Here is a 22,527-nt window from a genome sequence, read left to right on the forward strand (position 1 = left end):
GGAGATCAAACTTATGTCCAGTGCAGTACAAGTTCGTTTTACGCAAACTCCAGCCCCAGCGCAATACAAGGGCAATAGTCAGTGCTACTTGACCGATGCAGGCATGCACATTGTCCTCATGGAGCAAGAAGAGTTGTTGTTGCGCAGTATTCAAAAAGCCGGACGTAAACTCGACCAGCTCGGGATTACTGCAATAGAGCCGGCGGGTGACGGTTGGACACGGGATCGCCAATGGGCTCTTAGCCAAGGTTTTACCGACACAAAAAATACCAACACGGTGGTGTTTCAGGGTGAAAGCAAGGCAGAACTCGAGCAAATTAATGAGGTTGTGCGCTGGAGCCGCGAACTGATTAACCTGCCATCTTCAGAAATTTATCCGGAGTCGCTGTGTGAACGTGTCATTGAAAAGTTACAACAGGCAGCGCCAAACCACATTCAAGCGCGGGTTGTCGCAGGTGACCAATTATTAGCGGAAGAACGCTTTGGTATTCACACGGTTGGCCGTGCCAGTAAGCGTGCACCGGCATTACTCGAACTAGACTTTAATCCGACCGGCGATGCTAACGCAGCAGTCGATTTCGCCTTAATAGGTAAGGGCATTACTTTCGATACCGGTGGTTACAGTATCAAGAGCAACGAAGGCATGGTCGCAATGAAATGCGATATGGGCGGAGCTGCAACTGTCGCAGGCGCTTTATTGCTCGCTATTCGGCAAGGTTTGAATAAGCGCGTCAGTTTACTACTGTGTTGCGCCGAGAATATGATCGACGGCACAGCTTATAAAAATGGCGATATTATCACCTACAAGAATGGCACAAGGGTCGAGATTGTGAACACCGATGCTGAAGGCCGGATTGTCCTTGCTGACGGTCTCTTGCGTGCTGGCGAATTAGGTGCGAAACGGATTATCGATGCGGCGACCCTTACGGGTGCTGCGCAAGTTGCGGTTGGTACCGAGTATAACGCACTGTTTGCGGTCGATGACGATTTTGCGACTGCAGCGCTGCAAGCAGCAAAAGCAACCGCTGAACCACTCTGGCGTTTGCCACTCGCTCATTGGCATCAAGAAAACTGTCCGTCTGCTTTTGCCGACACGGCGAATAGTAAACCAATTAAAGGTGGTGGCTCAGGTGGCGCGAGCAATGCATCTGGCTTCTTGTTACGTTTTGCGCCGAATAAAGGTCAAGGTTGGGTGCATTTCGATCTCGCCGGTGCCTACCAAAACAATGCAAACGGTTTATGGGCTGCTGGCGCGACCGGCTTAGGTATTCGCAATATTGCAGCATTACTGACGTCGGCGGGCTAGTTCGCCGTTCGACGAATTGTACGTCGAGCATCTAGGTAAGCGGTCACCTGTGAAAAAAATCTTAGCGGCAGTCGCTACTGCGCTGCGACAAGCAGTGGTGGTTCTACAAGCCCCTCCGGGGGCTGGTAAATCGACGGTTTTACCACTCTACTTATTGCAGCACGGATCTTTGCAAGGTGACGCAGTTGCAGGTTCCAAGCAAATTATTTTGGTGCAGCCACGTCGTGTGGCTGCATTGAATATTGCCCATTATCTTGCCGAGCAACTCGGTGAAAAAGTTGGTGAACAAGTCGGCTACTGGGTCCGCCAAGAACGGCAAGTCAGTGCCAAAACTCGGCTGCTGATTGTCACCGATGGCATGTTTACCCGCATGATTCAGGCTGACCCTGAATTGAGCACAGTCGCTACCGTTATTTTTGACGAATTTCATGAGCGTAATTTACACGCCGACCTTGGTTTAGCGCTGGCGCTCGAAACCAAAGAGCTGCGTCCAGACCTTCAACTCCTGATTATGTCGGCCACTTTGCCAGCCGAAAGCCTACGCACCTGGCTTGAGCAGCATGGTCAGCGAGCACAAAGTTTTGTCAGCGAAGGGCGTCAATTCCCTATCCAAATTCAGTATCGACCTCCTGTGCGCTTACAGGATTGGCAGCAAGCTTTGTTGCCAGCCGTTCGTGAGGGCTTACAACTCGCCCAACACGGCGTACTGGTTTTTTTACCCGGGCAGCGTGAAATTCGGCGTTTGGCCCGTGAACTCGCCAATGAACCAGCGATTACAGTGATGCCTTTTTATGGCAGCTTGCCGCTAAAAGAGCAGCGTCGGGTATTGCAGCCATTACCGAAAGAGCAGCACCAGCAAGGTGTGCGTAAAGTGGTCTTAGCCACGAACATCGCAGAAACCAGTGTCACGATCCCAGATATTGATGTGGTGATTGATAGCGGGCGTGAGCGACAAGCGCGCTATTATCCGCGTTATGGTATGACACAGCTAGCGACTCGATTGATCTCTCAGGCTGCGGCAGCGCAACGAGCTGGGCGGGCTGGCCGGGTGCAAGCAGGGCATTGCCTCCGTTTATGGTCAGAGTCGCTACAGCAGGGACTTGCTCCATACAGCAGCCCCGCATTGGAAACGGAAGATTTAAGTAGCCTCGTGCTTGAGATTGCGGCTTGGGGTAGCCAGCCCGAGCAATTACTTTGGTTTAGCGCACCCCCTAAAAGCGCGCTGCAAGCAGCAGTTGAAAAATTACAAAGTGCGGAGCTACTCGACGACAAGCAGCATTTAACCGCGTTTGGTAAACAAGTGCAGGGTTGGGGAACCGACTTAGTCGCAGCAACTCTGTTGGCTTATGGGCAGCAGCAACAGCGTGACGATTTCGCCAACGCTGCAGCTCTGTTAGCTGCTTATGTAGAAGAAGCTCACCATGATCAAGAGCCAGACCTTCTTACTAGGCTGCAGTACTTGTTGGCTGCAAGTAAGCACTCACACAACCCGGTCGAACAACGAGTGCTAACGCGTTATCGTCATTGGTGTCGGCAATTATCGACTCAACCGCAAACGCAATTGGCCGATAAGCAGGTTGTCGCCGAACTTATGTTAGCGGCACTGCCACTGCGTTTAGCGAAACTGCAGGGTGGCAAGCAGTCGAGTGCTCGCAAGGATAATGATGGTCGTTATCTTCTCGCCAGTGGCAATGCTGCCCAATTTCCAACGCAGCAACAATCGTCACAATGGCTTTTGGTGACTAACTTGAGCCTACAAGAAGGCACCGCGGAGGCGACAATATGGCAGGCGTTGGCACTCGACGAGCCGTTTATGGAGCGCTGGTTAGCCCAGCATGCCAAGCCACGGCTGGGCTGGCAATGGCAAGGTAAGCAAGGCAAGTTGCTGGAAGTGGAAGAATATTGGGTTGGGCAACTTTTGATTCGTCGGCGGGAAACTGGCCGAGTACCGGAACAGTCACTGCGCACGCAAGCATTGCTAGCACTAATCCGGGAACGCGAAAGCGAACTTTTTGCCGACGCTAAAACCCAACAGTGGTTGGCGCGAATTCGGGTCGTTGCTGACTTCCTCGGCTTAGAAGCGAACGCATGGCTTACGGAAAATTTACTTGCAGATCTTGAGCACTGGGCAACACCCTATGTCACACTATTGGCTTCGCGCGCAGAAGCCTTAGCTTGGCACCCATTGCCAGCGCTAAAAGAGCAACTGAGCTACGCACAGCAGCAACAGCTTGAAGAACTTATGCCGACGCGTTGGCAAGCACCGAGCGGCCGCTCCCACGCAGTCACGTATCAGCAGGACGGTAGTGCCTTGATAGCATTGAAACTGCAGGAAGTGTTCGGTACACCGAACTCGCCTGAGTTTGCCAAAGGACGACTAAAACCGACTTTTGAGCTATTGTCGCCGGCCGGTCGGCCGTTACATCGAACCAATGATTTAGCGTCATTTTGGCGCGACGCCTATGTGCATGTACGCAAAGAAATGCGTGGTCGATACCCGAAGCATCCTTGGCCGGAAGAGCCGTGGGCAGCAACGGCAACACACTTAACTAAGCGGGCTTTTAGTCAGTCCGAAGAACGAAATTCACAAGGTAAGCATTAATGATCAAGAAATTCAGCGGCCTGTTATGGAAATTAGCCTTAATTGCGCTCGTTTGCCTTAGTTTCTATATGATCTACCTCGACTCGGTTGTTACCAAGCGTTTCACCGATGCGCGTTATCAAGCACCAGCACTTCTGTATAGTCGAGCATTTGAAGTATCACCAGGCTTAGGTGTGACGAAAACGCTTCTGGAGCGTGAGTTAAAGGCGCTTGATTACCGTCCTACCCGTTATGCCCGTAATGTCGGTGAGTATCGCATTCAAGGCCAAGAAATGTTGTTGTATCGTCGGGGTTTTGACTTTCCGGATGGTTATGAGCCCGACTTACGGGTGCGCTTGCGCTTTGATGATGAAAACTACCTCGTCGAAATTGAGACTTGGCCAGAACAGAACTTTATCAATGGCTTGCGCTTGGAACCGCAACTCATTGGTCGCTTCGCTTCCGATAACCAAGAAGAAAGATTGTTGGTGGGCCTTGAGCAGGTACCACAGCTGTTACAACAAACGCTGTTATTAGTTGAAGATCGTGATTTTTATCATCATTGGGGCGTCAAACCGACCTCAATCATGCGTGCGGCACTGGCGAATTTGGCTGCCGGCCGCACAGTGCAAGGCGGTAGCACGATAACCCAGCAACTCGTGAAGAACATGTTTTTGAGTCACGAAAAGCGCATGGTTCGCAAGGTCAACGAAGCGCTCATGGCGCTCATTCTCGACTTTCGCTTTGGCAAGGACGAAATTCTAGAGGCCTACTTCAACGAAGTTTACTTTGGCCAAGATCGCGGTCACGCGATTCATGGTATTGGCCTTGGTAGTCAGTTCTATTTCGGTAAGCAGCCTGAGCAATTAACGCCTGCAGAAATTGCCATGTTGGTGGGCATGATACGTGGCCCGGGTTTGTATAACCCATATCGGCATACTGAGCGCGCAGAAGCGCGTCGCGACTTAGTTCTGCATTTGATGTACGAACACGACTTAATTAATCAACCACAACTATTGGCAGGCCTTGAGGCACCGGTCGTCACGCGCGCGAGTGCTCGCCTGATTGCACGTCAGCGCGCTGATTATATTGACTTGGTGCAAGCGGAGTTGCGTCAGTTAGTGCCGGGACGTCAGTGGCAACAAACCGGCTTGAAGGTATTTACCTACTTCGACCCTTGGTTGCAGAATGACTTAGAAGAAGCGGTGTATCAGCGCATGGAAGAACTGCCGGATCATGAACTGCAGGCCGCTGCAGTGTTGACCGACTACCATAGCGGTACGGTACGTGCGCTGGTGGGTGGCCGCGCGCCTGTTTTTGCCGGCTTTAACCGAGCGTTTCAAGCGCGTCGACAAATTGGCTCCTTAATGAAGCCATTGCTGTATACATTAGCGCTTGAAGATCCAAACCAGTTTACGCTCGCTTCGATTCTTTACGATGAACCGATGAGTATTACCAATGAACGCGGGGCAGTGTGGCAGCCTCGCAATTTTGACGGTGAGTTTAAAGGACCTATTTCGCTCTATCAAAGCTGGTTAGACTCACGCAACATTCCGGCGGTAGAAGTGGGTCAGCAGGTCACGCCTGTACGGCTGCGACAACGCTTACTCGAACTTGGTGTAAAAACCGATATTCGTCCGTATCCAGCATTGGCGCTTGGGACATTAGAAGTTAGTCCGCTCAGTGTGAACGAACTCTACGGCTATTTAGCGAACTATGGCGAGGGTTACCGGGTGACCTCTATTCATGGTGTGTCGACTCATCGCGGTGATGTTTTATATTTGCAGCAGCGTCGGGTGAATCAAGGTTTTCAGCCTGAAGCGGCTTATTTAGCGCGGTATGCGGCGCATGGTGTGGTGGAAGTCGGCACGGGTAGAGCGCTAGGCCAGCAAACGAGTCGGCCATTAGGCGGTAAAACTGGATCGACCAACGATCTAAGAGATAGTTGGTTTGTATCGTTTGATAATCGTTATTTGCTGACGGTTTGGCTCGGCCGCGATGATAATCAACCCACAGGCCTGACTGGTAGTCGCGGTGCATTGCCTGTCGCCCAGCGCTTTTGGCGAAAACAAGATGTTTTCCCCCTCAACTTGGCGCCACCACCTGGTGTCGTCATGCGCAGTTGGGATGCTGAAACCGGCGTAGCGGTCGCGCCTGGCTGCCCGAATGCACGGGTTCTCCCAGGTATTGCAAGTGAACAACCGATCACGACCTGTGGCGATGGTAACGAACTGAACAACAAGGAAACCGAAGAGGAAAAAGAGCGTGGCTTCTGGCGGCGCATCTTCAATCGCGGTAATTGACCAAAGACATGGTTTCAGTGATAAAAAACCCCCAGAACAGTGTTCACGTTCTGGGGGTTTTGTTTAAATGCTGACGCGTTTATATTGACGATATTCTGCGCGCCAGAAGTTAGCGTTAATGCGTTGTCGAAAGGTCTCGTCATCCAGTTCGAGTGCATGACCTTGTTGCTGCGCAACTTTGCCAACGGCAAACGCAATTTCTTTGCTTAACTTCGCAATTTCGGTAATTGCTGGTAGCAAGTGGTTAGACTCGCCGCGGACCTGAGGCGAGTGTTCTGCCAATGTGCGACTCGCAGCCATGAGCATTTCTTCAGTAATTCGATTCGCTTTGACTGCGATGACACCAAGGCCGATGCCTGGGAAAATATAACTGTTATTACATTGTGCGATGGGAAAGGTTTTACCTTCGTACTGAACCGGTGCAAACGGGCTACCCGTTGCAATGATCGCTCTACCCTCGGTCCAGCGAATCACATCAGCTGGCGCTGCTTCAACACGACGAGACGGGTTCGACAGCGGGAAGATAATCGGTTCCGGGGTATACTGTTGCATGGCACGGACAACTTGCTCGGTAAATAGTCCAGGCTGACCGGAAACACCAATTAAAACCGTTGGCTGAGCACAATGCATGACGTCTAGCAGCGACGGGAAGTCACCACTAAATTGCCAGTTACTGACCACGCTTTGCGGTTGAACAAGCTCTTCTTGGAAATCACGTAAGCCTTCCATGCCCTCGCACAAGAGCCCAAAGCGATCGACCATGAAAATCTTCGCTTTCGCTTCGGCACGACTTAAGCCTTCAGCACACATATGCGAGATAATGTGTTCGGCAATACCACACCCCGCAGAGCCTGAACCCACAAAGACAATTTTCTGGTCAGAAAGAACCTGCCCTTTGGCTTTACAAGCGGCCAATAACGAGCCCGCAGTCACAGCAGCAGTACCTTGAATGTCGTCGTTAAAACAGCACACTTCGTTTTGATAGCGACGAAGAATAGGCATGGCAGTTTGTTGCGCAAAGTCTTCAAACTGGATCATGGCATTGGGCCAGCGCCGTTTCACGGCTTTCATAAACTTATCGATGAAAGCGTCGTATTCGTCACCGGTAATGCGTTTGTGTCGAGCGCCCATGTACATCGGGTCATTTAACAATTTTTCGTTGTTGGTGCCGACGTCGAGCATGACGGGTAGCGTGTAAGCGGGGCTAATACCACCGCAGGCGGTATACAAAGAGAGCTTACCGATAGGAATACCCATGCCACCAATGCCTTGGTCACCCAAACCGAGAATCCGCTCGCCATCGGTGACTACGATAACTTTGACGTTGCGTTTTGTGGCGTTACGCAAAATATCGTCCATTTGCTCGCGTTCAGCGTAGGAGATAAATAAACCGCGAGAGCTGCGATAAATATCAGAAAATTTCTCGCAGGCGTCACCGACCGTTGGGGTATAAATAATCGGCATCATTTCTTCAAGATGGGACGCGACTAGGCGATGAAACATGGTTTCATTATTGTCTTGAATAGCGCGTAAATAGATATGCTTATTTAGCGGTGTGTCAAAGCTTTGATACTGCATGTAAGCCCGACTCACTTGCTCTTCGATGGTTTCATAACGCGGGGGTAATAGCCCGGTTAGATTAAAGGCAATCCGTTCCTCACGAGTAAAAGCACTTCCTTTATTTAATAAAGGGGTCTCTAAAAGCGACGGCCCCGCGTGCGGGATATATAAAGGACCCTGATCTTCGTGTTGACTCATGCGTACTCCAACCACTCAATAAAATACATTCACGATAAAAAAAACTGCCAGCCGGATAGTGTAGCACTTTCCTGGGCTGGCAGTGATTAGACCGCAATAACTTTTAGCGTTTGAGCATGGCAAAAGCGTGCTCTGCGACCTGCAGAGTTTCTTCAATATCACTAACAGTGTGAGCAAGTGACATGAAACCCGCTTCGTATGCGCTTGGTGCGAGGTAAACGCCACGGCGCAGCATTTCATGATAAAACGTGCGGAAATGTTCCATATTACAATGAGTTGCCTGTTCGTAAGTGCTAACTTTCTTGTCTTCGGTGAAGAAGAACCCGAACATGCCTCCCGCCTGACTTGTCGTAAATGGAATGCCTTTGGCGTCTGCAATTTCCTGCAAACCTGTGGTTAACTCGGTGACGAGCGACTCTAGTTGTGTGTATAAGCTTTGGTCATGCAATAAATTTAAGGCCGCTAAACCTGCCGCCATTGCGACCGGGTTACCTGAGAGGGTACCCGCTTGATAAACCGGACCAACCGGGGCGATGTAATCCATGATTTCACGTTTACCACCAAATGCGCCAACTGGCATGCCGCCGCCAATGACTTTACCTAAACAAGTTAGGTCAGGTGTAACATTGAAAAACTCTTGAGCACCACCGCGACTTACACGGAAGCCAGTCATGACTTCATCGAAAATCAAAACACTGTTGTATTCATCGCAAATCGACCGCAAGCCTTCGAGGAATCCCGGCTCAGGTAAAATACAGTTCATATTGCCAGCGACTGGCTCAACAATAATACAAGCGATTTGGTCACCCAAGTCAGCAAACACTTGGCGCACTTCATCGAGGTTATTGTAGCTCACGGTCAATGTATGTTTGGCGAAGTCCTCTGGAATACCCGGTGAGTTCGGCACGCCGAGAGTCAGTGCTCCAGAACCTGCCTTGACCAATAGTGAATCAGCGTGGCCATGGTAACAGCCTTCGAATTTTAGAATCTTGTCACGGCCGGTGTAGCCGCGCGCCAAGCGAATGGCACTCATGGTCGCTTCTGTACCCGAGTTGACCATGCGCACTTTCTGCATCGAAGGTACCATCGAGATGACCTTCTCAGCCATGGTGATTTCAATCGCAGTCGGCGTGCCAAAGCTGAGGCCGCGCTCGGCTGCTTCAATCGCCGCGTCACGAATTTCCGGGTGATTATGCCCTAAGATCATGGGCCCCCATGAACCAATGTAGTCGATATAACGATTGCCATCGACATCAAAAAGGTATGCACCTTGCGCACGCTCAATAAACAGTGGAGTGCCGCCAACGCCTTTAAATGCACGGACTGGAGAGTTAACACCACCAGGGATAAATTCTTGTGCTTTCTTAAATAAATCTTCAGAACGAGACATACGTCATAACCTCTTTAACTACTGGCTTTATCGCTATACCAAATGACATCGGTGTCATAGCGGCTAACGAGATGTTCAACCCCAAGAGTCGCTGCAAAGAGAGCCATGCGAATTAAGACTCCATTGTCAGCTTGGCGGAAAATAGCCAAGTTAGGGTTTTGGTTTAAATCATTATCAAGCTCATTTGCTTCCGCGCGTGAGTCGCGCGGCAATGGATGCATAATGACGGTATTGGGCTTGTAATGCCGAGTATAAATTTCATTATTCAAGCGGAAGCGTCCGCGGTATTGCTCGGCTTCTTCCAAACTATTAAAACGCTCTTGCTGAATTCGAGTTTGGTAAACAATATCCGCGTCGAGTGAGCCACTCAGCTCTGCTGTAACGGTTACCCGGTGCCCAGCGTTTGTTAGCGCATCACAAATATATTGCGGCATGGCTAATTCCGGTGGGGAAATAAATGTCAGGCGAATATTCTTGTACATGCAAAGTAGCTTCGACAATGAATGTACGGTACGACCATATTTGAGATCACCGAGCATGCAAATATGCATCCCATCGATTTGACGGCCATGATGATCGAGTTCTTTCTCGATGGTGTACAAGTCGAGTAATGCTTGCGTGGGGTGCTCATTGGCGCCATCGCCACCGTTGATGACGGGTACCCGGCTGCCCTCAGCAAATTCGGCTACTGAGCCGGCTTTTGGGTGGCGCATCGCGATAATATCGCTGTAACTGGATAGGACTCGAGCTGTGTCGAACAGGGATTCACCTTTGGCGAGAGCCGAACTTTCCATCCCGGTAGTTTCGCGGACTTCGCCGCCGAGTAGATTGAACGCCGTACCGAAGCTGACGCGGGTGCGAGTCGAGGGCTCAAAGAAGAGGTTGCCAAGAATCGCACCGTCTAATACGCGAGTGCGTTTGCGTCGGTGTGCATATGGTTCCATTTGATCAGCAATACGGAAGACATGTTCAATTGCCTCGCGGTTGAACTGATCGACGGACAGGATATTGGCACCAGTAAATTTCATCATGAATGCGAGTTCCAACGTGGGTGGCTGTTGGCCGCCTAGCATACCAGAAAGGGCGGCTAGGCACAGCCTAAGAACGAGTTTACGGTTTCAAAACTGCCAAAATAATGATCGCGAACAATAAGATAACCGGCATCTCATTGAACCAGCGAAACCACCGGCCTGATCGACTGACACGATCTTCTTTAAACTGCTTGAGTAACTTAAAGCAATACAGATGGTAAATGACCAAGATAATCACCAGAATAAGCTTCCAATGCATCCAGGTGCTAAATTTAAACCACACAGCCCCGTAGAGGTAAATCAGACCAATACCAAAAAATATGGTTAAAAACATGAAGGGCGTCACAAAATACAGTAATCTTCGCTCCATGATTTTAAGTTGCGCATGGACTTTGGGCTCAACTGACTCGGCATGGTAAACAAACAGGCGCGGTAAATAGAAAATACCAGCAAACCATGCGACCATAAAAATCAGGTGTAATGCTTTGAACCATTGTACCCAAAGAAACTCGTTCATTGTGAACCTCAGTGAAATAGGAAATTAACATGCCGAATGTAGCACAAGTTCGAAGTGCTCAACAGCTGCAAACGCGAGGTGCTTTGTGCAATATTTAAACTTGCTTTTTCGCGACAAGAAAAGCACGGGTATTACCATTGCCGTTGTACTCTTGCTGTTATCGATTGGTTACGGTATCGGCATCGGCCGTGGCATTTATTTAGAGCAGAATTACCGCTTGCTGTCGCAACAAAAAAGTGATTTTCAACGACAAGTTTACCAACTTGAATACCGCAACAATATACTGACGGTAGAGCTTGATGTTGAACGTGCAGCCAATCGTTCGTTACAACAAGAGCTGCGCTTAGCGCAGGACAACATGGTGCAAACGCGTCGGGAGCTAGCATTTTATCAACGAGTGGTTTCGCCAGAGCTTGACGCTGAAGGCATGACCATTGACTCGGTCTTAGTGCGACAACTGCCCGGTAGTGACAGTTATTATTTCCGCGTCATTTTATTGCATACAGTGCGTACACAAGAGTTGGTTCGTGGGCGTTTAGAAGTCTTCGTTCGCGGTCACGTTGACGGTGAGCGGCGAGAGTTGAACCTTGCTCAGTTAGCGGCAGCCGAAGCAGGCGAGGAGCGTGATCACATTAGTTTTGCGTTGAACTATTTCTCTCTGCAAGAAGGCACGTGGACTTTTCCTGGGGAATTTACGCCTGAGTCGATGCTGGTTCGCGTGACGTCTAACTCGGGCCAACAAACGGAGCGCATTTACCCTTGGTCTGAGTTACTTCGCCTCGGTGAAGAAATCAGCGACGAGAGTTGATCAATAGATGCGCATCAGCGACAATATATACCCTAATTGTTGTAGTAAGATATTTGTAGTGGAGCGACCGCAATGAGTGCTGTTGAACAGGCAATGCCAATCGAGTTTTCTGAAGCAGCTGCTATCCGAGTGCGGACTTTAATCGCCGAAGAAGAAAACCCTGCGTTAAAATTGCGGGTGTTTGTGACCGGCGGGGGCTGCTCAGGATTCCAGTATGGCTTTACCTTCGATGAGAAGGTAAACGCAGGCGACATGGAAATTGAAAAAGAAGGCGTCACGCTTGTCGTTGACCCTATGAGCCTACAGTACTTAGTTGGCGGCGTTGTTGACTATGAAGAAGGCCTGCAAGGCGCGCGCTTTTTTGTGAACAATCCGAATGCAACGACTACTTGTGGGTGTGGCTCGTCTTTTTCGGTATAAGCCGAAATTTTTGCAGCCGAACTTGTATAGAATTGTTGCAATTTCGTACAGCTGCTAACTCCTGTAAAACAAGGCTCTCATCGATGGTGAGAGCCTTTTTTTATTAATTTTGATATAGTTCCGCATAACAAAGTTATTGAATTTTAACAATTTTAGTACATAAAAGTACTTGCCATTCAGTCGTTGACGAGAAAAAATGACCGCAGTCGAGACAAGTGTACAACTGCTCGGCTGTGAATATTTCCTAGCAAAGGCTTTATATGAACCGTTGGTTAGCATTAAGTAGCGCAGTATTGTTGCTTACGGGTGGAACATCTGTAGTTGTAAGTAAACAAAGCTATGCCCAGGGCGAAGACCTTGCGCGCGAGATTTGTTTCTTAGTGAGTGCTGACGATCGCCGAGAGTTTCAAGCCGTTCTCTCCCGCTACAACCTGCGTATCAATAACCTTTATTCTTCTGTGCGTTGCAATGGCTATAACCTGCTTCAGTTTGCAGTCACTGCTGAGGCCACCGAAGTCGGTTCGCTGCTCGCTCGCAGTTTGCCTTCACGAATGATTCTCGAACGTGACCATCACGGCAGAACTATTTTTGAGTGGGCGGAAACAACCGGTTACGACACATCCTCTGTCATTCAAGCGTTGCGTCAGCGCGTTCCTAGCATTTAACCTTCGACTCAGCTTTGCTACACTGTCAGCCTTCTTGCTTTGCGTGACATGATGCAAAGTCTTTCTAGCTATATGGCACAGACTCGCGTGAATTAACCAAGCTGTGCTGTCGTGATGAGGGGATGTATGAGCCATTACTTGCAACATTTAGAGCATGTCAAAGGTCGTTTCGACCATGCCTTACAAGGTTCCGACTTTGACGCTGTATTGATTGCGGCGGGTCAACCAGCAGTTGCATTTCTCGATGACAATGCTTATCCGTACCGCGTAAACCCGTTGTTCAAATACTGGCTCCCAATTACCGCCAGCCCGAAAAGTTTTATTTATTATCGTTCTGGTGAAAAACCACGGTTATTTTTGTATCAGGCGCGGGACTTCTGGCATTCAACGCCAAAATTACCACCAGGTGAATGGCAAGAAGGATTCGACGTTACCTTAATTGATAATGTTGAAACTGTAGTCCAAGCCCTAGGTAAGCAAGTTAGCAACACCGCTTTTCTTGGCGAAGTGCATGCACCTATTGATAGTTGGGGCTTGGCTGCACTTAACCCAGAGTCGATGATTCATTCGATCCATTTCCATCGGGCCATTAAAACCGAATGGGAACTACAGAATATGCGCAAAGCAAACGTGCTTGCGGCCCGCGGTCATAATGCTGCCCGCGACGCATTCTATGCAGGCAAGTCAGAGCTTGAAATTCACGCTGCTTATTTAGCTGCGATGAAATGCCGCGAAACCGAAACCCCGTATAACAGCATTATTGCACTGAACCAAAACGGTGCAATTTTGCACTATGACGTGTACGACGCCGACGCACCGGCAGAGCACCGGTCATTTTTGATTGATGCTGGCGCCTACTACAACGGCTATTGCGCCGATATCACGCGTTCTTATGCTGCCAAAGATGGTTTCTATGGCGACCTCGTTGCCGCTGTTGACGCTGCCGAATTAGCAATTATCAAGAAAGTGAAACCAGGTGTTTCCTATTACGACTTGCATGTCGAAATGCATCGAATGATTGCGCAAATTTTGGCTGACTTTGGCTTCTTCAAAGTCAACGCCGAAACCATCTTCGAGCGCGGTTATACGCGACCGTTCTTCCCGCATGGTTTGGGACATTATATTGGTTTGCAAGTGCATGACGTGGGTGGTTATTTGAAGTCCGACGATGGCACAAGCTACGAGCGTGACGCAACGCATCCATTCTTGCGGTTACGTCGTGAACTCGAAGCGGGTCAAGTGTTCACCATTGAGCCAGGTATTTACGTGATTGATCAATTGCTGGAAGAGTTTGACGGCAACGAAGACTTTAACTGGCAACGTATCGCTGAACTACGTCCGTATGGCGGTGTTCGTATCGAAGACAGTGTGGTCGTGACTGCTGATGGTTACGAGAATATTACCCGCGATGCGTTCGCCAGTTTAAGCTAAAGGCAGGTCGAGTGTTCTTACTTAACTGAGCTTAAATTAACTGAGCTTGTTAGCTTGAGTTAACTTTACTAGGCGACCTTTACTAGGCGACCTTCACTTAGACAGGTAGTACGCCCCAAGAATGGAAGGTCTTGAAGCCCCCGTCACTGCACGCAGATCGGGGGCTTTTTTATGCACGTGGCTCCACGCCAACCAAGCAAATAAAGCGCCTTCCACCCAATCAGGATGAATACCAAGCGCTGCAGTTGTTTGCCAGTTCGCTGCCGGTAACGCGAGGGCACAGCGTTCTAACAAATAACGATTGTGAGCACCGCCACCGCAAACGTAAATATCAATCGCTGCGTTCTCGTCAGAGCATGGGGCAGGGCATGCTTGCTGAATTCCCTCAATCATAGTCCGAACAGTTAACTCAACCAGGGTTGCTTGGACGTCTGCCGGCGGCAATGGCTCAAAGCGCTCAAGCGAGCGATGTAACCACTGTGGTGTGAAATACTCACGCCCGGTGCTTTTCGGTGCTGGCCGACGAAAATAGGAGTCGTTCAGCAGCAAGTTAAGCAAATCATCATTGATTCGACCGGACGCAGCCCAGTGGCCGTGCAAGTCGTAATGCTGTTGGTGATGACGGTAGATCCAATAGTCGAGCAATGTGTTGCCGGGACCGGTGTCAAAGCCCAGCGGTGCCGACTTCGCATCTGCCGGTAGATAAGTGACATTAGCAATGCCGCCGATGTTAACGACCACACGGTCGTGTTCGGCGCTGGTGAATACTTGTTGATGGAACGCTGGCGCAAGCGGGGCGCCTTCGCCGCCGAGCGCAATATCCTTTTGCCGAAATTGAGCGACGACATCGATGCCTGTACTTGCAGCAAGGGTGTGCGGACACCCAAGCTGTAATGAGAAGCCTGGCGCTTTGTCTGGGTGATGTCGAACCGTTTGACCATGACTGCCAATCGCTCTGATGTCTTCCGGTTGCAGCTGCTCTTGCTCAAGAAGTGCTTGTACACCCGCGGCAGCAACCGTTGCGAATAAGCGATCTGCAGTACCATAGCGCACTAATTCGTCGTGACCTGGAGTACATAGTGTTTGACATAAATTGCGGAGATCATCGGGCAACGGCCAACTCATGGCCGCGCGATGACTAATGGTGCCCGCAGGATCGATTGCGGTAAGAACCAAATCAAGCCCATCGAGACTCGTACCCGAGAGAATGCCGATGTACAGTTCGTGCGCTGAATTGGCCACAATTTACTCGGCGTAAGCGAGATAGAAACGTTTACGACCGTCAATCATCGCCATGCGCTCTTCAACAATTAGGTTAAAGACAGGCATTTCTTCTTTCGCCAAAGACGGTGCTTCTGGCAAATTGACAGTACGTGGATTGCGGTGCGTGCCGTCGACGAGAAACTCATAATGCAAGTGCGGTCCGGTGACACGCCCAGTTGCGCCGACTTGGCCAATGACTTGGCCTTGACGTACGCGGTCGCCCTGACGAACAGAACGGCGATGCAAGTGCAGGTATTTGGTCATGTAACGCTCACCGTGTTGAATGAAAATATAGTGACCGTTGAGGTTGTTGTAACCACTTTCGACGACACGACCATCACCCGAAGCCATAACTGGGGTGCCGACCGGTGCGGCGTAATCAATACCACGATGCGGCGCCACTCGACCCGTGACGGGGTGCAAGCGGCGAGGGTTAAACTCTGAAGATACACGGTTAAAGGCAACCGGTGCACGCAAGAAAGACTTCCGCAAGCTGCGGCCTTTTTCGGTGTAATAGCTACCATTTTCATGGAGCACCGCAGTAAAGCGTTCACCTTGGTTAATGAATTCGGCCGCAACGATTTGACCTGTGCCGACATAATGTCCATCAATAAAACGCTGCTCAAAGAGCACGCTAAATTGGTCGCCACGACGAATGTCGAGGGCAAAGTCGACGTCCCAGCCGAATAGTTCAGCTAAGCTCATAATTTGACCTTGCGTTAGACCGGCTTGTACACCTGCATTCCAGAAGTTACTGGTAATCTCTGCATGGGCGAACGCTAAACGAATATCCGTTGCTTTCGCTTCGCGGTGACTACTATAGCCACCCTCTTCGTTGCGCTCAAAAACCAAGGTTTCAATTTGGCTAAGACGATAATGCAGGGCTTCCAGCTCGTTATCGTCATTTTTGGCAAAACGCAGCACTACACCGGGGTGAATTCGGCGAAGAACGTTGGCATCGGAAGCTTGGGTAAGATCGTGAAGTTGACGTGCAGAAAAACCAAGACGCTGAAAAATGATGGCCATGCTGTCACCCGATCGAACTTCATATTCGACCCAAGTAAAGTCTGGCTCTTCGATTTCTAATGTTTCGGCGGCTTCGAGGTGTAAATCGAGACTATAGCGCACGCCCGGCTCGAGGGGCTCGGCAACAGACATATCGCGCGACGCGCTAGCTTTTTCCGACGGCCATACCATCAGTACCAATAATAGGATACCGACGCATAGTATGATCACTTGGTGACGCCTAGGTAGTTTTTCTAATAATTGTTGAACCGGCTTGACCATGTGTTTGAACCTCTGCACTACTTGAACTCTACTATCTTAGCATTTTTTGCGTCGATGCACATTTTTACGCGCAAACCTTTACTCAACGCTTAAAAGCCTTGTACGAATCAAGTAGAATGCAAAATCGCAAAAAAGTTTCAGCGTTTGGAGTAAAGATGAGTAAATCAGTGCACGAAGCCTTCGAGTTAATCACTCGTGGCGTTGACGAAGTTCTTGTTGAACAAGAACTTAAGGATAAGCTTGAAGAAGGCAAGCAGCTGACTGTAAAGGCCGGTTTTGACCCAACAGCGCCTGATTTACATTTAGGGCATACTGTTTTAATCAACAAACTACGGATCTTCCAAGATCTTGGCCATAAAGTTGTTTTCTTGATCGGTGACTTTACCGGCATGATTGGTGACCCCACGGGTAAGAATGTCACCCGCAAGCCACTCAGTCGTGAAGACGTCCTTGCTAATGCTGAAACCTACAAAGAGCAAGTATTCAAGATTCTCGACCCCGAGCGCACGGAAGTTCGTTTCAACAGCGAATGGATGGAGCAGTTAGGCGCGGCAGGCATGATCAAACTTGCCTCACGGCAAACGGTCGCGCGGATGTTAGAGCGTGATGACTTCAAAAAACGCTACCAAGGCGGTCAGCCGATTGCCATTCATGAGTTTATTTACCCTCTCGTGCAAGGCTGGGACTCGGTGGAGTTGCGTGCAGACATTGAAATGGGTGGAACCGACCAGCGCTTTAACTTACTGATGGGGCGTGAGTTGCAAAAAGAAGAAGGGCAGCGTCCGCAGACGGTGATTACCGTGCCATTATTAGAAGGTTTGGACGGTATTCAGAAAATGTCGAAGTCATTGGGTAATTACGTTGGTATTACCGACGCCCCAAATGATATGTTCGGCAAAATCATGTCGGTGTCTGACGACCTCATGTGGAAGTACTTTGATTTGTTGAGCTTCCGGCCAACGGAAGAGCTTAATGCATTAAAAGCGGAAGTTGCCGCTGGCGCTAACCCGCGTGATGCGAAAGTTCAGTTAGCAAAAGAATTGATTGCGCGCTTCCACAGCGCTGCAGACGCTGACGCTGCCGAGCAAGATTTTATTCAACGCTTTCAAAAGAACGCGATTCCAGATGACATGCCCGAGTTAACGCTAGAGCTGCCGGAAGATCAGCGCGGCTTAGCGAATGTGTTGAAAGAAGCCGGATTGGTGGCTTCAACATCGGAAGCGATGCGTATGGTGAAACAAAATGCGGTACGCATTGATGGTGACCGAGTTGAAGATGCGCGCATAACCTGTGAATTGGGCACAGCGGTTTATCAAGTGGGTAAACGTAAATTTGCCCGGATTACATTAGCTTAATGTTCATGCACTGCTTGTACGGCGCTAGCGAAACGTCGGTATAAAACAGGCTGAAAACTCTAACGTTTGACAGAAATTAGCGTATCCATCCGGGTACGCTAATTTTTTTTTGCTGTTCGCAGTCCCACAAAGTTAAACGCTCACCCCAAACACAACCGGTATCTAATGCTAACACCTGAGGATGCTCCGCATTGCCTTGTAGACTTGCCCAATGACCAAATGCCAATTGCCACGGTGCAATGGTTAAGTCTTCGTACCACGGTTTTAATCCGTGTTGAAGTGCTGACTCTAAGGGCTCTTTGTGTGCGAGGTCAATGCGGCCGTCGCTTTGCAAATAACGCATGCGGGTACAGACGTTAATAATACAGCGCAAACGCTCAAAGCCACTTAAATCATCAGACCAAGAAGCTGGTTCGTTGCCGTACATTTGCTCAAGCAGCTGAACGTACTGGCGACTTTGCAAATAAAGCTCTACCTCTTGGGCATATTCGGCGGCTTGGTCAATACGCCAATCAGGGTGAATACCTGCGTGCACCATGGCTATACAGTTCGCAGCATCGGCAATAAATAAAGGCTGTTTACGTAACCAGTCGATCCAGTAGTCGCGGTCGGCTGAGCGGGCAATCTCGTGGGTCTTATCTTTTGGATTAATGGGTTTAACTTCGGTAAAGACAGCCAACGCATGTAAGTCATGATTACCGAGCACACAGCGAAATGACGTGCCAAGTTCAGCTAGAAACTCAAGCGTGGCTTGTGCTTCCGGCCCACGACCAATGAGGTCACCGACCGCCCATAGTTCATCGGCACGAGGACAAAACCCGACCTTGTCGAGCAATTGTTGTAGGGGTTGCAAACAACCATGGATGTCGCCAACGATATAGCGAGCCATATGTCCTCGTTCATTCCTTAAAGCGATAGGCTTCTAGTGCAAGATATTCGGTTTCGCTAAGGTGAATACTGGGATATCTAAGTCCCAATGTTCCCCATTAGGATTAACCATGCCATAACTACCTTGCATATGGCCAATTGGCGTGCGTAAAACAGTGCCGCTCGTGTAGGTAAAGGTTTTACCGGGTTGTATCGTTGGTTGTTTACCGACGACCCCTTCACCGATGACCTCAGTGGTTTTGCCATCAGCGTCGGTAATTTCCCATTTGCGACTTAAGAGTTGCACGGGCTCTGCACCATTATTCTTAATCGTAATGGTGTACGAAAATACAAATTGTTTTTGACCGGGCTCCGACTGATTTGGTAAATACTCAGTCGCGACGGTTACGTCGACAAGGTAAGACTTCATAACGTACGATTATTCTCTGTAATCCAGTTTGCCATGTTGACAAAATCAGCCACGCTGAGCGTTTCAGGTCGAGCCGCTGGGTCGATACCCAATGATTCTAGCTCTTCTGCACTCATTAGTTTTTTCATATTGTTGCGCAAGGTCTTCCGCCGTTGATGGAAGGCCATATGGCAGACATGATTTAGTGTTGCACGGTCTTTAACTGGCCAAGGTGATTCGGCATAAGGTAATAGACGCACGACAGCTGAATCGACTTTAGGTGCTGGGTCAAACGCTTCTGGTGGCACTTCAAGCACGGGCACGACTTCACAGGCTTGCTGAATCATAACAGTCAGTCGCCCAAATGCCTTACTTCCAGGTTCGGCGGCCATGCGCTCAATCACTTCTTTCTGCAACATGAAATGCATATCGCTAATGGTATTAACGTGACTCAATAAATGGAAGATCAGCGGCGTTGAAATGTTATAAGGTAAATTGCCGAAAACCCGCAGCGGTGTGCCGAGGCTTGCAGCGAGATCAGCAAAATTAAACTTGAGCGCATCGGCACGATGGACCGTTAATTTACCGGCAAATTCGGCAGACTTTTCTAAACGATTAGCGAGATCGCGGTCGAGTTCGACGACATGTAAGTGGCCACTACGTTGCACGACTGGGCGTGTTAGGGCGGCTAAGCCAGGACCGATTTCCAGTAATGGCTGGCCAGGTTCCGGTGCAATAGCGTCAACAATGGCATCAATGACCATTTCGTCTTGCAGAAAGTTTTGGCCAAAACGTTTACGGGCGCGGTGACCGTCGAGAGCTTTACTCATGAATTTGCGAGTGTCCTGTTTTCTGTTGCTGGTGGCGCGCGGCCATATGAATTGCCTGTTCGAGTGCAATTTTAAAACTGCCACTGTCACCTTGACCCGTACCGGCAAGGTCCAATGCGGTACCGTGATCCACGGATGTGCGGACAAAAGGTAACCCAAGCGTAATGTTCACAGCCGCGCCAAAACCTTTGTATTTTAGCACGGGTAAGCCTTGGTCGTGATACATAGCGAGCACGACATCTGCGTTCTCGAGGTACTTTGGCTGAAAAATAGTGTCAGCTGGTAGTGGCTCGGAAAGTTGATAGCCGTACTCTTGTCTAAGTTGCTTGAGAGTGGGGGCAATCACATCAATTTCTTCGTAGCCAAGGTGGCCGCCTTCACCAGCATGGGGATTCAAGCCGCACACTAGTATCCGCGGTTGTGGAATAGCAAATTTTTCCACTAAGTCGCGATGCAAAATATGAATAACTTGCTGTAATCGCTCTGCGGTAATTGCTTTCGAAACATAAGCAAGAGGAATATGGGTGGTGACCAAGGCAACTCGTAACCCCTGAGTTGCGAGCATCATCACTACATCTTTGCGGTTTGCCTGCAGTGCAAAATATTCGGTATGGCCACTAAAAGCGATGCCTGACTGATTAATAATGCCTTTATGCACGGGCCCCGTCACGATTGCCGCGAACTCGCCCGACAAATTTCCAGCGCTGGCGCGGCGCAATGTTTCCACGACATAAGGACCATTCTGCTCATTAAGCTGTCCCGCTTGCACGGGAGCGGCGAGCGGAATGTCACAGACAACCACGTGACCAGCGCGATGAGGTTGTGGTGCAGCACTTTCATCATAGTCGTGCAAGGTGATGGCGATGCCTAGTTCCTTTGCGCGCGCGGATAACAGAGCTTTGCTCGCACAAACAACAAGCTCAGCAGGCCAATCCTGCTGAGCTAATTGTAAGAGAAGGTCTGGGCCAATTCCGGCAGGTTCGCCCGGAGTAACCGCAATACGTAAAGTCATTTGCGTTTAGTCGCGGAACTCAATGAATGCATTGGCACGAATTTCTTGCAGCCAAACATCTAATTCCTCGGCAAATTTCCGACGATACAGCAGCTGCTGAGCTTGCTCGACGAAGCGTTGCTCAGTCACGTCTTGCTGACGGCGCTCAAGTACTTCAACGATATGCCAGCCGTGGGTGGTGCGGAACGGTTCAGAAATTTGGTTCAGAGGTAAACTGCGCACACGGTCACGGAATTCTGGCACATAAACGTCTGGAACTGCCCATTCTAGCTCACCATTACGAGTTGCTGAGCGAGTGTCAGCGGAATGCTCTTGGGCAAGTTCACCAAAGCTCTTGTCGCCAGCGATAATTTGTTCACGGAAATCACGCAGCATTTGTTGTGCACGGTTGTCCGATAAAATCACCGAAGGACGAATAAGAATGTGACGGGCACGGACTTCTTCGAGTGTGGCTTGCTCAACGCCGCGCATATCGGTCACTTTCAAAATATGAAAGCCAATACCGCTGCGCAAAGGACCTACCACATCACCGGTCGTTGTGCCTTGCAGAGCGTTAGCAAACAAAGTTGGCATGGCATTTAATGGACTCCAGCCCATGTCTCCGCCCTCAAGCGCATTCGCAGCACTTGAACTAGTAATTGCTAACTGGGCAAAGTCATCACCCTGCTCGGTAAGCTCTAGAACGCGCTGAGCACGCGAACGGGCCCCAGCTTCATCGTCATTACCTTGTTCATCTTGCATACCAATGAGAATGTGAGAGACGCGATATTCAGTGCTTTGTGTGCCTTGTTCTTTAATTAAATTAGTGACTAATTCAATTTCTTGCGGACTGATGTAAATACGACGCTGAATAGCAGAACCTTGCACCTCGCTCATGACGATCTGGTTACGAATTTCTTCGCGATATTCCGCCCAAGATGCACCACTTGATTCAATCTGTTGGCGCATTGCTTCAACTGGCATGTTGTTCTCGGAAGCAATTTGAGCAATTGCTTGGTCGAGGTAAGCATCGTTCACGCGGATACCCATGCGGTCAGCCATTTGCATTTGCAGCTTTTGCAAAATTAAACGCTCAGCAGCCTGAGTGCGAAGCGCTGTTTCCGAAGGCATGGGTGTATTGTTCTGTTGGATTTCACGGCGAGCAGAAGCAATCAAGCTTTCTAATTCACTCTCCAAGATGACTCGCTCATCAACAATGATAGCGACGCGATCCACCAAGGTTTCTGCGGTTGCGACGGCACTCGCCCAAATGGCAACGACACCAAAAACTAAGGCTGTTATTTTTCTCATAGAA

19 protein-coding genes are annotated in these 22,527 nt (G+C 49.6%); 8 read left to right on the top strand and 11 right to left on the bottom strand.

All coding sequences use genetic code 11. The annotated features are described in order from the left end of the window. The first annotated feature begins 13 nt into the window (after positions 1 to 13). From pepB to mrcB, 3 genes are read left to right on the top strand one after another with little or no spacing between them, the layout of a single operon-like run. Positions 14 to 1,306 (top strand): aminopeptidase PepB, encoded by a 1,293-nt coding sequence (pepB, locus tag CWE06_RS06965; RefSeq protein ID WP_126792544.1) that lies wholly within the window; start codon positions 14 to 16, stop codon positions 1,304 to 1,306. Between the two features lie 49 nt (positions 1,307 to 1,355). After that, a complete protein-coding gene (gene hrpB, locus CWE06_RS06970; protein ID WP_157981151.1) occupies positions 1,356 to 3,908 on the top strand; it encodes an ATP-dependent helicase HrpB in 2,553 nt (850 codons plus the stop codon). Further along, entirely contained in the window at positions 3,908 to 6,190 is a 2,283-nt protein-coding gene (gene mrcB / locus CWE06_RS06975; RefSeq protein WP_126792548.1) for a penicillin-binding protein 1B, read from the top strand. Before hrpB ends, mrcB begins: the two co-directional genes overlap by 1 nt. A gap of 63 nt (positions 6,191 to 6,253) precedes the next feature. On the opposite strand, the gene CWE06_RS06980 is transcribed toward mrcB, so the two are convergent. From CWE06_RS06980 to hemJ, 4 genes are all read right to left on the bottom strand, one after another. Continuing rightward, positions 6,254 to 7,948, bottom strand: coding sequence for an NAD-dependent malic enzyme (locus CWE06_RS06980; protein WP_126792550.1), 1,695 nt, complete (start codon positions 7,946 to 7,948; stop codon positions 6,254 to 6,256). 103 nt (positions 7,949 to 8,051) lie between these two features. After that, the gene (gene hemL / locus CWE06_RS06985; RefSeq protein WP_126792551.1) at positions 8,052 to 9,338 is read right to left on the bottom strand and encodes a glutamate-1-semialdehyde 2,1-aminomutase; all 1,287 of its coding nucleotides are present in this window, start codon (positions 9,336 to 9,338) and stop codon (positions 8,052 to 8,054) included. 14 nt (positions 9,339 to 9,352) lie between these two features. Then, entirely contained in the window at positions 9,353 to 10,369 is a 1,017-nt protein-coding gene (locus CWE06_RS06990) for an aspartate carbamoyltransferase (protein WP_198679064.1), read from the bottom strand. Positions 10,370 to 10,448: 79 nt separating this feature from the next. After that, the gene (gene hemJ / locus CWE06_RS06995; protein WP_126792553.1) at positions 10,449 to 10,886 is read right to left on the bottom strand and encodes a protoporphyrinogen oxidase HemJ; all 438 of its coding nucleotides are present in this window, start codon (positions 10,884 to 10,886) and stop codon (positions 10,449 to 10,451) included. A gap of 85 nt (positions 10,887 to 10,971) precedes the next feature. Between hemJ and CWE06_RS07000 the strand changes: the two genes are divergently transcribed. From CWE06_RS07000 to pepQ, 4 genes are all read left to right on the top strand, one after another. After that, entirely contained in the window at positions 10,972 to 11,694 is a 723-nt protein-coding gene (locus CWE06_RS07000; RefSeq protein WP_126792555.1) for a DUF6776 family protein, read from the top strand. A gap of 72 nt (positions 11,695 to 11,766) precedes the next feature. Next, positions 11,767 to 12,114, top strand: coding sequence for an iron-sulfur cluster insertion protein ErpA (gene erpA / locus CWE06_RS07005; RefSeq protein WP_126792557.1), 348 nt, complete (start codon positions 11,767 to 11,769; stop codon positions 12,112 to 12,114). 260 nt (positions 12,115 to 12,374) lie between these two features. Continuing rightward, positions 12,375 to 12,779, top strand: coding sequence for a DUF3718 domain-containing protein (locus tag CWE06_RS07010; RefSeq protein WP_126792559.1), 405 nt, complete (start codon positions 12,375 to 12,377; stop codon positions 12,777 to 12,779). A gap of 126 nt (positions 12,780 to 12,905) precedes the next feature. Beyond that, positions 12,906 to 14,210: a Xaa-Pro dipeptidase gene (gene pepQ, locus CWE06_RS07015; RefSeq protein WP_126792561.1), complete on the top strand. Its 1,305-nt coding sequence runs from the start codon at positions 12,906 to 12,908 to the stop codon at positions 14,208 to 14,210. A 93-nt stretch (positions 14,211 to 14,303) separates the two neighbouring features. On the opposite strand, the gene CWE06_RS07020 is transcribed toward pepQ, so the two are convergent. Further along, the gene (locus tag CWE06_RS07020) at positions 14,304 to 15,452 is read right to left on the bottom strand and encodes an anhydro-N-acetylmuramic acid kinase (protein WP_126792563.1); all 1,149 of its coding nucleotides are present in this window, start codon (positions 15,450 to 15,452) and stop codon (positions 14,304 to 14,306) included. A 3-nt stretch (positions 15,453 to 15,455) separates the two neighbouring features. Continuing rightward, entirely contained in the window at positions 15,456 to 16,760 is a 1,305-nt protein-coding gene (locus CWE06_RS07025; RefSeq protein WP_126792565.1) for a peptidoglycan DD-metalloendopeptidase family protein, read from the bottom strand. A 155-nt stretch (positions 16,761 to 16,915) separates the two neighbouring features. On the opposite strand from CWE06_RS07025, the gene tyrS reads away from it, so the two are divergent. After that, on the top strand, positions 16,916 to 18,115 hold the full coding sequence (gene tyrS / locus CWE06_RS07030; RefSeq protein WP_126792567.1) for a tyrosine--tRNA ligase: 1,200 nt from the start codon (positions 16,916 to 16,918) through the stop codon (positions 18,113 to 18,115). Positions 18,116 to 18,191: 76 nt separating this feature from the next. Here tyrS and CWE06_RS07035 read toward each other — a convergent pair whose 3' ends face one another. Genes CWE06_RS07035 through surA form a run of 5 tightly spaced genes read right to left on the bottom strand, consistent with a single transcriptional unit; the run spans position 18,192 to position 22,523 of the window. Next, a complete protein-coding gene (locus tag CWE06_RS07035; protein ID WP_126792569.1) occupies positions 18,192 to 19,004 on the bottom strand; it encodes a symmetrical bis(5'-nucleosyl)-tetraphosphatase in 813 nt (270 codons plus the stop codon). A gap of 33 nt (positions 19,005 to 19,037) precedes the next feature. Further along, the gene (gene apaG / locus CWE06_RS07040; RefSeq protein WP_126792571.1) at positions 19,038 to 19,412 is read right to left on the bottom strand and encodes a Co2+/Mg2+ efflux protein ApaG; all 375 of its coding nucleotides are present in this window, start codon (positions 19,410 to 19,412) and stop codon (positions 19,038 to 19,040) included. Further along, on the bottom strand, positions 19,409 to 20,221 hold the full coding sequence (gene rsmA / locus CWE06_RS07045) for a 16S rRNA (adenine(1518)-N(6)/adenine(1519)-N(6))-dimethyltransferase RsmA (RefSeq protein WP_126792572.1): 813 nt from the start codon (positions 20,219 to 20,221) through the stop codon (positions 19,409 to 19,411). Before rsmA ends, apaG begins: the two co-directional genes overlap by 4 nt. Further along, positions 20,214 to 21,233: a 4-hydroxythreonine-4-phosphate dehydrogenase PdxA gene (pdxA, locus tag CWE06_RS07050; protein WP_126792574.1), complete on the bottom strand. Its 1,020-nt coding sequence runs from the start codon at positions 21,231 to 21,233 to the stop codon at positions 20,214 to 20,216. The genes rsmA and pdxA overlap by 8 nt, the downstream gene beginning before the upstream one ends. Before the next feature lie 6 nt (positions 21,234 to 21,239). Next, positions 21,240 to 22,523 carry a peptidylprolyl isomerase SurA gene (gene surA / locus CWE06_RS07055; protein ID WP_126792576.1) on the bottom strand — a complete coding sequence of 428 codons (1,284 nt, stop codon included), beginning with the start codon at positions 22,521 to 22,523 and terminating at the stop codon, positions 21,240 to 21,242. Positions 22,524 to 22,527: the final 4 nt, after the last annotated feature.

The sequence above is a fragment of the Aliidiomarina haloalkalitolerans genome, assembly GCF_003987315.1.
Classification (GTDB): Bacteria; Pseudomonadota; Gammaproteobacteria; order Enterobacterales; family Alteromonadaceae; genus Aliidiomarina; species Aliidiomarina haloalkalitolerans.